This is a genomic window from Myxococcales bacterium (assembly GCA_016706225.1).
Lineage (GTDB): Bacteria > Myxococcota_A > Polyangia > Polyangiales > Polyangiaceae > JADJKB01.
The window spans coordinates 797,075-810,981 of sequence record JADJKB010000005.1 but is presented as its reverse complement, the minus strand read 5'-3'; the positions used below and the strand labels follow the sequence as shown (position 1 = coordinate 810,981).

Sequence of the window (13,907 nt, the reverse complement as noted above, 5' to 3'; positions counted from 1 at the left end):
GAAGCACATCGGGGAGCGTCCCGCTCAATCGCCGCGATTTCGAAACTGTGCTTTAGTCGTCTCTGCCTCGTCGCTCTGACGCCGTCTTCGAACGGTGCATTGCAGCGGCTCTCCGGCGGCTTCCCCACTGGGCGGTCCGCTCGTCCGAATCCTGTCTCTGGACTCAGGTTTGCTCCGCCGCCCATGCCTCACGATTTCGATCTGATCCTGACCCTCGCTGGCGGCCTCGCAGCAGCGCTGCTTCTGGGCTTCGTCACCCAGAGGCTGAAGCTCTCGCCCATCGTGGGGTACCTGCTGGCGGGGGTGGCCGTCGGTCCGTTCACTCCGGGGTTCGTCGCACACGGCGGGATCAGTGAGCAGTTCGCCGAGCTCGGCGTGATCTTGTTGCTGTTCGGCGTAGGGCTGCACTTTCACTTGAACGAGCTGCTCGCGGTGCGCCGTGTGGTGCTCCCCGGCGCGCTGGTGCAGATCGGTCTGGCGACCGCCGGTGGGTATTTCGTGACGCGAGCCTTCGGCTGGGGGTCGGGGGCGGCCGTGGTGTTCGGTCTCAGTATCTCCATCGCGAGCACCGTCGTGCTCCTGCGTGTGCTCTCGGATGCCGACGTGCTGCACATGGCCGCGGGCCACATCGCCGTGGGCTGGCTGATCGTGCAGGACCTGGTGATGGTCCTGGCGTTGGTGATGTTGCCCATCGTCGCGGGCCAAGCCCCGGGCGGTGGAACCCACGGACTGCTCGTGTCCGCGGGGCTCGCGGTGGTGAAGATCGTGTTCCTGGTCGCCTTCACGCTGATCGTGGGCAAGCGCGTCATCCCCGCGTTGCTCGGCTACGTCGCCAAGACCCGCTCCCGAGAGCTGTTCACCCTCACGGTGCTGGTGCTGGCCCTAGGCATCGCCGTGGGCTCCGCCAAGTTGTTCGGCGCGTCCATGGCCTTGGGTGCCTTTCTGGCCGGGATGGTCGTTGGCCAGTCCGAGTTCGCCACTCGCGCGGCGTCCGAGGCGTTGCCGATGCGCGACGCCTTCGCGGTGCTCTTCTTCGTGTCGATGGGAATGCTGTTCGACCCGGCCGCCGTGGTGCCCAACCTCGGGCTCACCGCGGCCACGCTCGGGCTGGTGCTGCTCGGCACGCCGCTCGTGACCTTCGGCATGATGCTCGCCCGAGGGCAGTCCGCGAAGAACGCAGTGTCCGTCGCGCTCGGCATGGCACAGATCGGTGAGTTCTCTTTCATCGTGGCAGCGCTCGGGCGGCAGCTCGGCCTCTTGCCCGAGCGCGCGACGCAGGCTCTGGTGGCGGTGTCCATGATCTGCATCACGCTGAACCCGCTGCTCTACCGGCTGGTGCCGCCTATTTCGCGGTGGATCGACGCACGCATGCGCCGTCCGCTCGAGCGCGCGAACGAGCCGACTTCGCTGCTGGACCGCTCACACCGCACCATCGTCATCGGCTACGGCCCGGTCGGTCGTACCCTGTCGAAGCTCCTGATCGCAAATCAGATCGAGCCGACCGTGGTGGAGCTGAACCACGAGACGGTGAACCGACTGAACAAGCAAGGCATCCGCGCGATCTTCGGCGACGCGACCCAGGCTGCCGTGCTGGAGGAAGCTGGGGTTCGCACCGCGGGCAGCCTGGTGTTTGCCGCCTCCGGTTCGCCGGGCTCCGTGATCCGGCAGGCCCGGGACCTCAACGCCGAAATCACCATCTTGGCCCGCACCACGTATGTCGGTGAGGTCGCGTCGCTGCGCCGCGCGGGCGCTGATACCGTGGTATCTGCGGAGGGTGAGGTGGCGTTGGCGATGGCCACGCACCTACTTGGCGCGCTGGGAGCCAGCGCCGACCAGCTCGACCGCGAGCGCGACCGAGCGCGGGCAGAGCTCGGGGACGGGACTGACCCGCAAGCCGCCGCCAAAGACGGAGCGTAACGGAGCGCATTGCCAGGGTGAGCGGGCGGCTCCCGACTCCGGGCGACGGTGCGTTCAGGGGTGGATGTGGACCAGCGAGCCTTCGCGCAGGCTCATGGCACCGTGCCACCCTTGTGGCACCGGCGGGTCCGACCAGTGAAACAACCAGCGGGCGTCCAGCGGTGAGAGATTCACGCAGCCGTGGCTCTTCGGTCGACCGAACGAGTCATGCCAATACGCGGCGTGGAACGCGTAGCCTTCCTGGAAATACTGCACGTACGGCACGTCGCGCAGATCGAACTCGTCGCCGAGCTCGTCCCCGCTCATGGTGGCGGTCACGTGTTTGGTGTGGATCAGGAACTGCCCGCGAACGGTCGAGTGTGTGTCCTTCGGATCGCCGAGTCCGTCGGCGCCGGTCGAGACCAGCGTCACGTACACGGGCTTGTCGCCCGAGTACGCCACCAGGGATTGCTTGAGGATCGAGACGTCGACCCAGGTGCGACCGTCGGTGGCCCAGCCGGGACGATTCCGCATCGGCTCGACGCGCACGATGGCCTCCTCCTTCAGCCACAGTCCGTCCGTCGTCTCGGAATACCGAGCGCCCCCCCGTTGCACCCGGAGCGCCGTGACCGGCACCGCCTCTCGGAAACCCAGCGCGCGGTCCCCGACCAGCGGCCCCTTCCGCGGGTCGCCGGAGTAGAGCTTGGCATTCTTCGACATCACGAACACCACCGGCAAGGTGACTTTTTCGTCGAGCGCGAGGCCGTGAAAGGTGCTCGGCTCGACGCGGCGCATGCGGTCGAGGGGGATCACGTCCAGATCCACGCTGAGCCCGAAGCTCCGGCCTTCGACCTGAAAGAAATCCAGGAACGCAAAGCCGCTCTTGGGCACCGCGCGCCCGGTGTACAGGCTGCCCGGCGAGTGGCGCACGCCGTTCCACGCCATCACCTGCCGGCCGCCGTCGATCATCTCGGGCACGGGCTCGAAGGGCACGTCATCCCACAGTGTGTCGGGCTTCTGCCGCGCGTGGTGAACGAGATCTTGCTCGACCTTGCGCTGCTCGCCGGCGCTCGGGACCTTGGTGTAGAGCGGGGGCGTCGGAAAGGCCGACATGCCGTAGGCGTAGGGCATGGGCGCGTGGCGATCGGGACGCCGCGCCGTCGCCGTCACCAGCGGGTGGCTGAGATCCAGCGTGGCGTGTTTGCCGACACAGACGAAGCCGAGCGGCGCGATGCGATACCAGCCGTCCTTGCAGCCGGCAGTCGAGACGGGCTCCGGCGAGCGCTTCACGATCGCGCCGCCTCGCAGGTAACCGATCTTCTTGGCGCGCCAACTCGGTGATGCGTAGACGAAGGTCTCTTTGGACGTGGCGCCGAGCTGACCCGCGTCCGGCGCGGCGCTCGGATTCATCGCCATGCCATCGGCGCCATCGCCTTCGGACTCTGCCCCGGAGAGCACGTCACCGGTCTTGAAGCTCGCAGGCCGTGTGTCCCCCGCCGCGATCGCTCTCGTATCGTCCTCCGGCGCGGGCGCTGGCTCCGGCGCGGCACGCTCCGGGATGCGCGCGATCGCCAGCTTCACGAAGCGCTGTGCGCGGGGCAGCTGCCGCGCGAGCTCGTGCCCGACCGCGAAGCGACCGTCCACGAGACAGCTCGCGAAGGACAGCCCGGCGAGGGCGAGCGCGAAAGTGACGCTGCGGGAGGCGTGGGCCATGAGGCTCCCCGAGGGGCTAGCGTCCGGCGGCGCATTTGGCCCAGTTTCCGGCCGGATTTCCCGGGCGGCCGCCGGCCCTGGGCACGTCCCGGCGGGGCCGTGATAGACCGCCGCGCATGGCAAGCGAACCCATGTCGCTCGATGTCCTGTCCGCCCTCGACGACCACCTGACCGAGGACGAAATCTTGGTGCGCAACGCGGTGCGGCGCTTCGTCCGCGAGCGCTTCCTGCCCCGAGCCGGCGAGCTGTTCGAAAATGAAGAGTTCCCGATGGAGCTCATCCCGGAAATCGCCGAGCTCGGCCTGCTCGGCGCGGGGCTCGAGGGCTACGGCTGCGCCGGCATGAGCGCCGTCCAGTACGGGCTCATCCTGCAAGAGCTCGAGTACGGTGACGGCGGCCTCCGGAGCTTCGTCAGCGTGCAAGGCTCCCTCGCGATGTACGCGATCTGGGCCTACGGCAGCGAGGAGCAGAAAACGAAGTACTTACCGAAGATGGCCAAGGCCGAGATCATCGGCTGCTTTGGCCTGACGGAGCCCGACAGCGGCTCCGATCCCGGCTCGATGACCACGCGCGCCCGCAAGGACGGCAACGAGTGGGTCATCAGCGGCACGAAGATGTGGATCACGAACTCCCCCATCGCGCAGCTCGCTGTGGTGTGGGCGAAGGTCGACGACGGCGGCGCCGAGTCGATCCGAGGGTTCATCGTGGAGCGCGGCACCAAAGGCTTCGAGACCCCGAAGATCCACGGCAAGATGAGCCTGCGCGCCAGCGTGACCGGCGAGATCGTGCTGGACGAGTGCCGCGTGCCGGCCGAGAACATGCTGCCGAACGGCATGGGCCTGAAGGCGCCGCTCGGCTGCCTGACGCAGGCGCGCTTCGGCATCGCGTGGGGCGCACTCGGCGCGGCCAAGGCGTGTTTCGAGTCGACGGTGGACTACGCCCGCACGCGCATCCAGTTCGGCGTGCCGATCGCGTCGAAGCAGCTGATCCAGCAGCAGTTCGCCGAGATGGGCAGTGAAATTGTCAAGGGTGACATCCTGGCGCTGCACTTCGGGCGCATCAAAGAGAAGAAGAAGAAGCTCCGCCCCGAGCAGGTCTCCCTGTGCAAGCGCAACAACGTGCGCGTGGCCCTCGAGACCGCCCGCACCTGCCGCAGCATCCTCGGCGGCAACGGCATCCTGCTCGAGTACCCCGCCATCCGCCACATGCTGAACCTCGAGAGCGTCTACACCTACGAAGGCACGCACGAGGTGCACACGTTGGTGTTGGGGAAGGCGTTCACGGGGATCAACGCGTTTTGATGCCTCCCCCGGGGCGGTGCTCGCGGCGCCAGAGCGCCGCTGCGCGCCGGCCTGCCCCCTCCTGATCTGTGCTCGCGCCGGCGGCGCGACGCGGAAGGCGCGACTTGCGCTGGAGCAAGTGCGAGAGCCGAGCGCAATCGGAGCCGGCGCTGCGCGCAGATGGAGGGGGCGGGTGGTTCCGAGTTCGGGACGTGGTGGCAATCTGAATGGTGGGCGGGGCGGGCAAGACTGCGAACGTCAGCGCGACGTGTGACAGCGCGAGAGTGCGTCGGCGCACGGGGCGGGGCTGATGGCGGGGGTGTTTCGATGCGCGGGTGGTGCTGCCCGGCAGCGCGTCCGGGCTCCGCCCTGGTGGCGCACGGGTCGCGCCAGGTGCGGTGCTGTCATGTGTGAAGCGCGTGGACTGGAGCGCCGCGCTCTCCAGGCGCCGTGCGGGTGCGCGCCTGTCACGCCCCCTGCGCCGTGGTCGGGCAAAGCCCGGACGCGCTGCCGGGACAGGAGGTCGCCATGCACCGAAACCTCGAGTTCCGCGAGCTCGACGGCGGTCCGCAACGGCCCCGAAAGTGAGGACGGCTCGCTTGACGTTTCAAGATGACCACATCATAGTGGTCACGTGAAGAAGATCGCAGCGGCGAGGTTCAAAGCGACCTGCCTCAGCCTGATGGATCGGGTGGCCGAGACCGGGGAGCCACTGGAGGTCACCAAGCGTGGCAAGGTCTTGGTTCGACTCGTGCCAGCGCGAGCGCGAAACCCACGACCGATCTTCGGTGCCGCGCGGGAGTCGATCCTCCATCTCGCGCCCGACGAGGAGCTGTTCTCGACCGGAGTGGTCTGGAATGCCGACCGTTGAGGCGATCGTCCTCGACACCCACGTCTGGCTCGACGTTGCGGTCGGGCGCGGGCGGGTCGCGCGCCGCATCATGCGCAAGTTGGAGCGCGCGGGGGAGGCCGGCGTCCTTTACGTCGCCGCGATCACGCCATGGGAAATCGCGATGCTCGCTCGCGCCGGAAAGCTCAGAGTTTCAGGCCCGCTGCTCGGCTGGCTCGTCGGAGCATTGGCGGCGACCCAAACTGCCGTGGCGCCGCTCGAACCGGAAGTGGCGGTCGATGCAGTGGAGCTTCCTGCGTGGCAGCACGGCGACCCCGCTGATCGATTGATCGTCGCCACGGCCCGGCGCCTGGACGCGACCCTCGTCACCCGGGATGCCGCCATCCTGGACTACGCCGACGAGATGAAGGGTGTGCGGGCCGTCGAGCCGAGTTGACCTGGTCGACGAGCGTGGGATGTCCGCGGCCACAGGCCGAGCAACCAGGTCGTGCGGTACGAAGACAGCGCCGAGCCCTCACGGCACCTTCTTCCACTCGGTCTCGAACATCACGGCAGACCACAGCCGAGCGGATGAGCGCAGTGCGTGACGAGCTCGTTAGTCGGCACGTCGCCCAAGCCGGGCGGCGACCGCGACGCCCGTGATGAGCACCAGGTGCAGCGGGTCGAAGATTGCGAAAAATTGCAGCCAGGGATCGGAATCAGGCAGGTGGTGCGTCACCTGCGGCAGCCGCGACAGCAGCAACGCCGGCCAGAACGCCACGAAGACGGACGCGGCGCCGATCCCCCACCAGCTGATGCGGGCTCGGCCTCGAGCTGGCGCACTGACCGGGCGGGGCTCGATGAACGCAGCCGTGAGGTCGAGCGCGGCCTCGATGTGCTCTGGACGACACTCGATGCCGTCCAGCGCGACCGTGACAAGATCACCGTCGGTGTCCAGGGACACGAGGTTCTCGAAGCCGAGCAGCGCGCGTCGCAGGTCCGGGCCCAGGCGCGCCGCGAGATCGACGCCCGGTGCCGCGTGGGTTCGGTAGTGTTTCGTGAGCTCGGCGTCGACGCGCACGCCGGGGAGCTCTGCCAGCTCGTCCTGGATGCGCCGCGGCAGATCGAATCGGAGCGAGTAGACGACGGCCCGCCCGAGCGCGCTGGGCGCAGCGAGGCCCACTTCCGAGCAGGTGTGATAGTCGGACGTGATCTTGCGCTTCACGATGGCGGCACTCACCGGATATCCGAGCCAAGAGCCGGTGAAGTGCCAGTTGTCACGCTGAGCGCGCTCGAGCGTGAGCCCTTTGTCCGTGAGCCGCCGCGCGAATCGATCGAATGCTTTCGAGAGCTCCGCCCTGCGGCGCGAGCCGCAGTAGACGGTGATGGCCAGCGGAAGTGCCGCCAACCCGACCGCCGCGACGAGCCGCCCGAAGTCCAAGCCGTTCCTCGGGGCCATCGTCCCCACTGCGCAGTCCACCGTCAACCGTCCGGCGAGAACGCCTCGACCTCCGTTGTCCCCGCGTGGGGTCTCGCCTATGGACCGCCCCGATGACGATTTGCAGAGCGCCCATGCTGCCGCTGCGGGCGCGAAGGAAGCCCGCTCGGGATCGCGATGGGGCCGATCTCTTCGTGGTTGAAGGCGGCGCTCCCGCGACGAGCCCCTGACTCAGGCGGCGCCGACGTCGAACCAGGTCGCCTTGCCCTGCCAGTCCACGCTGCAGAGCAGGCGACGGCCGTCGTGGACCGCCGTGGCCGAGAGGAAGAACACGCGCGGCTCCATCGGCGAGCGGAGCTCGTCCACCAGCGCCCCGCCGTCGAAGCGATGGATCTGCAAGAGCCCGGTGGGACCCGGGGGCAGGGTGAAGACCCGGCCGTGGCCGACGAAGAGGTTCATCCCCTCGACGGCCGCCGAAGCGACGGGGCTCGCCCCGCCGGCGTAGGCGTAGGCGCGCGCTTCGCTGTCCTCGTGGACCACGAAGTGATCGTCGTCGACGAAGCCGCAAGACCAGCGCACGTTCGGGAGCCGCGTCGTCTGCGCGCCGGTGTCGAGATCGACGTCGAGGAGCGGACCCGGCGCCCCGGAGCACACGAGCACGCGCTCCTGCCCGGGGACGAGGCAGAGCCCGTAGATGTCGTTGGTGTCGGTCCACGGGAGCGCTCGGATCGTTCCGTCAGCCTCGCGCACCACGAGCGCGGCCGGCGTGAAGGGGTTGCCCGCGGCGAAGCGACGCACGAGGACCGTGCGACCGCTCGGGGTCGGGCCCACCTCGATGACGTTCTGCTCCTGCTTGAAGTGCGCCTGCGCCTGCGCGAACGGGTGACCCGGGGGGATGCCGGCGTAGACCTCGACCCCCGCGGGAGGAGCCGGGGGCGCGGCCGCCGCGGAGGCGGCCGGGAACATCGCCGCGAGCGCCTCGGGCGCCGCCTGGCCGCGCTTGGTCTCGGCGTCCCGCAGGTACTGGAGGAACGCAGCCACGGTAGCGAACCACTTGATGAGCCCGTCCTCGGTGTCGATCTCAGCGACCTCCACCGAGCCGCTCCCCCAGCACAAGCCGAAGTAGACCTCGCCGCCGGCGCTCGCCCCAATCTGCACGCCGCTCGCGAGGTCGCCCTGGCGCGGGTCGCTCTCGCCCGTGTCGTCGGCGACCTGCTGCCAGGTGTCCGCCAGGCTGCCCAGGTATCGTGTCTCGATCGATCGCCAGCCGAGCGAGACCCGGACATCGCGGGTGCCGATGACGTCGACCAGATCGCGGACGTCGGCCGGGGCCGAGGCCGTCTGAGCCGCGATCGGAGCCGGGAGGCTCCGAGGACCACCCGTCGCGCCGGCTCGCACTACGTCGAGAAGGTTCTTCAGCATACTCGTCTCCCCGTCCTGCCCCTTGCTCTCGGGCGCCCGAATGCTGCGCCGAACGGTTGGCTAGGGTCAACATCGTAACGCTGCTCGCGGACGCGCTTTCGTCGGACGCGGAGGAGCGGGCTCAATAGATGTGACCGATCGTGAGCCGACGGGGGACATGCGCGAGCAACCACGCCCACCGCCTCCGCCCGACCGGCGCATCGTCCTTCTCGCCGAGCAGCTCGAGCTGATCGCCGCGAGCCGGAGGTGGCTTGTGGGTGGACGCATCCACGGGCGGCTTGGGCACGACGAGGGCCGGTGGATTGCCGAGTTGAGCGTGCGGAGCCTCGCTCGAGCCGCGGGTCTCAGTGCCTTCTCGACCTTGTGCGTGAGATCCGAGCGAAATTTCATCGGTGCAGCTCGAGCCGGTGCTGTCGCTGCAAATACAATTCAAAACGCCGCCGTAGATGAGAGTGTAGCAGCAGGGGTGCGACACCGTGCATGGAGTGACGCCCGGGGTGGACGTCTCGATGCAGATGCACTCATTGCCGAGGTCGTTGCATTCCCATCCGCTGCCCGTACCGCCAGCTCCGCTCGTACCACCGGCTCCGCCGGGAGGGCAAGAGCCGGGGAACTGGCGCCCGGGCGTGCTAGCCTGGTCACAGGCATGGCAAGCGCAGCTCTGAACCTGCCGGCGATCAGCTGGGACGAGTTTTTGGCGCTCGACTGGCCCCACGAGTGGGCGGAGGGAGTCGCCTACGCGATGGGCGCAACAACGCCGCGCCATGCGCAGCTCTGCGCGCGCCTTGCGGGCCAGCTTTCCGTTCGCGGCGAGTGCTCCGCATACGCGGCTGGGCTAGTCGTGTATGTCACTGAGCTCGACCGCGCCTTCCTGCCGGATCTCACCATCGTTTGTGGCGCACCCGTCGAAGCCGCGGGCAAGCCCGGTGCCGTCACCAATCCGACGGTCGTATTCGAAGTGCTGAGCCCGAGCACGCAAGCTCACGACCGCACTACCAAGCTCGATGCCTACCAGCGGCTGGCGTCGCTCGAAGCGTACGTGATCGTGCATCAAGAGGGCGTCCGGGCGGAACTCTACCGGCGCACACCCGAGGGCGCCTGGACGTCCGAGGAAAGAACGAGCGGCATGCTGGACCTGCCGAGGGGACTGCGGATCGATCTCGACGAGCTATCGCGCTGAAGCGTCCCGCCTGTCGATAGTTCAACTTTATCGAGCCGCAGCAGCAGGCCGTCGGGCGGCACCGTGAGCTGGCGCTCGATCAGTTGCGCGGCTGCGTAATCGCGACGAACCGCGCGGACACCGCGGATGTGCGAAGTAGCCACCTCAACGACGAGTGCCCGGCGCGATGAGTGGCTCCGGCGAACCACACGAGAATCAGACGAGATTGTCCGATGGATTATCCGCCTGGCCAGGCACGTTCGCCAGGTGGACCCTGGCCGAAGCCCAATCCCTGCGTCAGGTTCTCCGCGACCGCTTCGGCAGCGGCAGCTTGAACTTCGTGCGCGCCGAAGCGCAGCGTTGCCGCGCCGCGCAGCCCTGCATGTGATCATTGACGAGCCCAGCCGCCTGCATGAACGCATAGACCGTCGTGGGGCCCACGAAGCTCCACCCGCGACGTTTCAGTTCCTTGCTCAACGCGATGGACTCCGCGGTCGTGCTCAGCTTCATCAGGGCGGCGCGGTTCAAGCTCCTGGGGCGCGACTCCGGCCGAGGCTCGAACTGCCAAACGAACGCGGCGAGGGAGCCGAACTCGTCCCGCAGCTCTCGAGCTCGCTTGGCGTTGTTGATCGCGGACTCGATCTTCCCCCGGTGCCGAACGATCCCGGCGTCCCCGAGCAGCTTGTCGACGCTCCGCGCATTGAACCGGGCCACGCTGTCGACCTCGAAATCCGCGAACGCCGCGCGAAAGTTGTCTCGCTTGTTGAGGATGGTGAGCCAGCTGAGCCCGGACTGAAACCCCTCGAGGCACAGCTTCTCGAAGATCCACCGATCGTCTCGCGTGGGCCGGCCCCACTCCGCGTCGTGGTACCGAGCGTACGACTCGGTGCTCGATGCCCACCAACACCGGGCGACCCCATCGGACCCGCGGACGATCTCGCTGACCATGGCCGATTGACTACCCGATCCAGCGAGCCAAGGCATCTCCGCTCTCAGGGCGCGCGGTCCTGGACCTCGTAGTACTTCCCGAAGAAGTGAGCGCGGAGCGCGTCGGCGTACTCGGGTGTGCCCTTGTTGACCGTCGCGCCGCACATGTAGTGTGTGTCGCCGCTCGCGGTCTCGTACTTCACCGATACCTTGTCCGAGCTGACGAGCGGATCGAAGTCCTCGTGGAATGCCTTCAAGCGGTCTTCCGGGGCGCCTGCGGCTGCCGCGAATGTCGGAGCGCCGACGGCCGGAACCGTGATCGCACCGAGATAGCTGCCGCTCCGGTAGATGTGGAGTGTGGCCGGCAACGCGAGCTTCGCGAAGTTCGGCCCGTCGGCACAGCCGCCCTTGTCCTTCTTGCAAGCCGTCGGGAGCGCGAGGCCCACGGCCAGGAACAGCACCGTGGTTCGAAGTCGCATCTCGGGAGCATACCCCAGCGCGCGGCACGGCACGCTCAGGTTCGGCGGCGCTCTCCACCGATCTCGCGCGACGCAGCGCGCCCGGCGGCACGCTTCCTGCTGATGCAGTGGGCATGACCAATCCCTTACACCCCTCGTCCCGTCCCTCTTGGATCCTGCTGGGAGCGTTCTGCGTCTCCGTAGGCTGTGCTGCCGAAGTGGATGACCCCGACAACGAAACGCGCACGCTCGAGCTCAGCTCTGGCGGCGGCTCGTCCGGGACGGCGAGCAGTTCGGGCTCGGGAGCCAGCCCAGGCTCCGGGGCCAGCGGTGGCACCGCTAGTTCTGGAGGCGGCTCCGGCGGCGCGAGCGGCTCCGGCGGCGCGAGCGGCTCCGGCGGCGCGAGCGGTTCCAGCGGCGCGAGCGGCGCCGTCCTCGATGCGCCGTTCGACTGCATTTTGGGCGATCCGATGGACGCCACGAGCTACGTCCGGTCGGTCTCCGCGGCGACCTGCCGATCGCTCGGTGGGTCGGTCCCCGACGGCTTCAACCTGCTCACCTCCGTGAGCTCCGTGGCCAGCGTGCCGGTAGGGTCTGGCCCACCAACTGGCTGGCGGGACACCGCCGGCCGCACTGGCATCCACCTGAAGCCGTTCAAAGACAACGTGCAGGACTGCGACGACTTTGCGAGCCAGCTGGAGGAGGCGATGCAGGCCAAGGGTTTTCACGCGACCTTCACCGCCATCTTGTACCGGAAGTTCCGCCGCCTCGGGCCGGTGACGTGGTGCGGAGACTACGTGAGAGACTCGAAGGGACACATTCAAGGCCACGCGGTCACGGACTACCACCGCGACGACGGCAGCATCGGCTTCTGGGAGCCACAGCTCAACCAAGCCATGAATCTCGACGGCAACGACGACGGCGTGGTGAGGAATGGCGGCACGGAGAAATCCAAGGCGGGAGTCTGCTGGGAGCTGCGTTGGTTCGAAGACCGCGCCGCAGCCGAGCAGGGGCTGGGCAATCTCGATCCGTGATTGCGATCACCGCCCGGCGATTTCTGCGGTCGCGGCGCCACGCTACCGCTGTCCCCGGGGTGCACTAAGCTGAGCGGCATGAGCGACACCCCGAAGCCCGTCGGACGGCGACGATTCCTGAAGCTGGCGCTCGCGGGGGGCGGCGCCGGTGCGCTGGTCGTCGGCGGTGGCGTGTACGCCTACCGCCGGCGACCGATCGCAGGCGTGCCGATCGTCGATGAACGCCCCCCGCACCTCGAGCCCGGCGCGGCCGTCGTTGCGCGGCGCAGACTTGGGCGGACCAACCTGCAGGTCAGCGTAGTCGGGATCGGCGCGGGCGGGCTGTCGGGACCCGAACCGATCGTGCGCGCCGTCGACGTGGGCATGAATTTCATCGACACCTCCGTCTGCTACGGCGACAGCGAGAAGGTCATCCGGCGCGCCCTCAAGTCGAGCGCCGGCCTGCGCGACAAGCTGATCATCGCCACCAAGTGGGACGCAGGCGTGGACGCCAGGAAGGGCGAGATCCTCGCGTCGCTCGACAAGAGCTTGGGCCGACTGGGGGTGGACTACGTCGACATCATGCAGCTTCACTGGCTCGGCGGCGGGCACAAGATCCCCGACACCGGCTACAACCGTCTGGACAACCCCGAGCTCTATCTCGCCATGGAAGAGGCGAAGAAGGCGGGCAAGGTGCGCTTCTTTGGCGCCACCAGTCACAACGGCGAGCGCAGCAAGATCTTGCGGCACGCCATCGACAAGGGCGCCTTCGACATGCTGCTCGTGAAGATGAACGTGCTCGACCACGAGAGCGCCGGCATTCCCGCGCTCCTCAGCCGTGCCAAGGAGAAGGACATCGGCGTCGTGGTGATGAAGTCGCAGCCCGGAGGCGGACGCATCCCGGGGGCCTACGAGAAGAGCAAGTTCTCCATCTACCAGGCGAACCTGCGCTGGGTGCTCGATCACCCGGAGGTGGCGTCGGTGGTGCACTCGAAGCTCGGCACCGATCCGAGCGCGCAGGACCAGGCCGTGGGCGCGGTGCAGGATCCGCTCGGCAGCGCCGACCGCGAGCTGCTCGACGGCTACGCCAGAGCGTTGTCGCCCGAGTACTGCCGCGGGTGTGGCGAGCACTGCACGTCGGCGTGTCCCAGCGAAGTGGCGATCCCGCACGTGCTCCAGTTCGCGATGTACGAGCGCGAATATGGCTGGCCCGAGCGCGCGCGGAAGCACTATGCCGAATTGCCGGACAGAGCGCGCTGGTCGGAGCAGTGCACCTCGTGCAACGCGTGCAGCGCAGCGTGTCCCTACGGCGTGGACGCCGCGGGCGGCGTGCGCGACGCTCATCGACGCCTTGGATGAGCGCGGCCCCGGCTGGGCCTCGAAGGCAGGAGGCCGCGCTCACCGGGAGGCTTGGGCCGGATGCAGCACCATGCCATCGAGGCTCAAACCCCACGGCGGTCTCGGCTTTCGCGCCGCGGCGCGGCCGATGAGCGATCGTGCTGTTGCCCGTCGGGTTCGGCATGCAGGCCGCCGCCCTGATCAAGACCAAGCTCATGCCGCGCTGGCAGAGCATTCCGTTCTTGATCGGTGTACTCCTGATCGGGACGCCTGATGGCGTCGAGATCGTCAACTTGACCGCGTCGGTCCTCTTGACAATCGCGTGCGTTCCCTACGGCATTCGCCTGCTCTCATGAAAGCGGTCGTCTGCGGACGACCCCGTGTGCCTGGCGAAGACCAATCTCGTGGCCAAGACTGCCCAGCGCGATCAATTC

The 13,907-nt window shown here is 68.1% G+C and carries 14 protein-coding genes; 8 read left to right on the top strand and 6 right to left on the bottom strand.

The window, feature by feature from the left end; translation table 11 throughout:
• Nucleotides 1-183 precede the first annotated feature (183 nt).
• Nucleotides 184-1,917, top strand: a complete 1,734-nt coding sequence (locus IPI67_11310; GenBank protein MBK7580783.1) for a cation:proton antiporter — start codon at nucleotides 184-186, stop codon at nucleotides 1,915-1,917.
• 54 nt (nucleotides 1,918-1,971) lie between these two features.
• Here IPI67_11310 and IPI67_11305 read toward each other — a convergent pair whose 3' ends face one another.
• Nucleotides 1,972-3,609: a L,D-transpeptidase gene (locus tag IPI67_11305; protein MBK7580782.1), complete on the bottom strand. Its 1,638-nt coding sequence runs from the start codon at nucleotides 3,607-3,609 to the stop codon at nucleotides 1,972-1,974.
• 116 nt (nucleotides 3,610-3,725) lie between these two features.
• Between IPI67_11305 and IPI67_11300 the strand changes: the two genes are divergently transcribed.
• From IPI67_11300 to IPI67_11290, 3 genes are all read left to right on the top strand, one after another.
• Entirely contained in the window at nucleotides 3,726-4,910 is a 1,185-nt protein-coding gene (locus tag IPI67_11300) for an acyl-CoA dehydrogenase family protein (GenBank protein ID MBK7580781.1), read from the top strand.
• 661 nt (nucleotides 4,911-5,571) lie between these two features.
• Nucleotides 5,572-5,760 (top strand): type II toxin-antitoxin system prevent-host-death family antitoxin, encoded by a 189-nt coding sequence (locus tag IPI67_11295; GenBank protein ID MBK7580780.1) that lies wholly within the window; start codon nucleotides 5,572-5,574, stop codon nucleotides 5,758-5,760.
• Nucleotides 5,747-6,175: a type II toxin-antitoxin system VapC family toxin gene (locus IPI67_11290; GenBank protein ID MBK7580779.1), complete on the top strand. Its 429-nt coding sequence runs from the start codon at nucleotides 5,747-5,749 to the stop codon at nucleotides 6,173-6,175. The genes IPI67_11295 and IPI67_11290 overlap by 14 nt, the downstream gene beginning before the upstream one ends.
• Before the next feature lie 159 nt (nucleotides 6,176-6,334).
• On the opposite strand, the gene IPI67_11285 is transcribed toward IPI67_11290, so the two are convergent.
• From IPI67_11285 to IPI67_11275, 3 genes are all read right to left on the bottom strand, one after another.
• Nucleotides 6,335-7,177, bottom strand: a complete 843-nt coding sequence (locus tag IPI67_11285) for a hypothetical protein (protein ID MBK7580778.1) — start codon at nucleotides 7,175-7,177, stop codon at nucleotides 6,335-6,337.
• A 210-nt stretch (nucleotides 7,178-7,387) separates the two neighbouring features.
• Entirely contained in the window at nucleotides 7,388-8,578 is a 1,191-nt protein-coding gene (locus IPI67_11280) for a hypothetical protein (GenBank protein MBK7580777.1), read from the bottom strand.
• A 121-nt stretch (nucleotides 8,579-8,699) separates the two neighbouring features.
• Nucleotides 8,700-8,864 carry a hypothetical protein gene (locus tag IPI67_11275; GenBank protein ID MBK7580776.1) on the bottom strand — a complete coding sequence of 55 codons (165 nt, stop codon included), beginning with the start codon at nucleotides 8,862-8,864 and terminating at the stop codon, nucleotides 8,700-8,702.
• Nucleotides 8,865-9,224: 360 nt separating this feature from the next.
• On the opposite strand from IPI67_11275, the gene IPI67_11270 reads away from it, so the two are divergent.
• The gene (locus IPI67_11270) at nucleotides 9,225-9,758 is read left to right on the top strand and encodes a Uma2 family endonuclease (GenBank protein ID MBK7580775.1); all 534 of its coding nucleotides are present in this window, start codon (nucleotides 9,225-9,227) and stop codon (nucleotides 9,756-9,758) included.
• Nucleotides 9,759-10,034: 276 nt separating this feature from the next.
• Here the strand turns inward: IPI67_11270 and IPI67_11265 are convergent, their stop codons facing one another.
• Both IPI67_11265 and IPI67_11260 read right to left on the bottom strand, forming a co-directional pair.
• Nucleotides 10,035-10,685 (bottom strand): DNA-3-methyladenine glycosylase I, encoded by a 651-nt coding sequence (locus IPI67_11265; protein MBK7580774.1) that lies wholly within the window; start codon nucleotides 10,683-10,685, stop codon nucleotides 10,035-10,037.
• 44 nt (nucleotides 10,686-10,729) lie between these two features.
• Nucleotides 10,730-11,143, bottom strand: coding sequence for a hypothetical protein (locus IPI67_11260; GenBank protein ID MBK7580773.1), 414 nt, complete (start codon nucleotides 11,141-11,143; stop codon nucleotides 10,730-10,732).
• Between the two features lie 197 nt (nucleotides 11,144-11,340).
• On the opposite strand from IPI67_11260, the gene IPI67_11255 reads away from it, so the two are divergent.
• From IPI67_11255 to IPI67_11245, 3 genes are all read left to right on the top strand, one after another.
• Nucleotides 11,341-12,156 carry a hypothetical protein gene (locus tag IPI67_11255; GenBank protein ID MBK7580772.1) on the top strand — a complete coding sequence of 272 codons (816 nt, stop codon included), beginning with the start codon at nucleotides 11,341-11,343 and terminating at the stop codon, nucleotides 12,154-12,156.
• A 78-nt stretch (nucleotides 12,157-12,234) separates the two neighbouring features.
• On the top strand, nucleotides 12,235-13,494 hold the full coding sequence (locus IPI67_11250; protein MBK7580771.1) for an aldo/keto reductase: 1,260 nt from the start codon (nucleotides 12,235-12,237) through the stop codon (nucleotides 13,492-13,494).
• A 137-nt stretch (nucleotides 13,495-13,631) separates the two neighbouring features.
• Nucleotides 13,632-13,829 carry a hypothetical protein gene (locus IPI67_11245; protein ID MBK7580770.1) on the top strand — a complete coding sequence of 66 codons (198 nt, stop codon included), beginning with the start codon at nucleotides 13,632-13,634 and terminating at the stop codon, nucleotides 13,827-13,829.
• Nucleotides 13,830-13,907 lie beyond the last annotated feature (78 nt).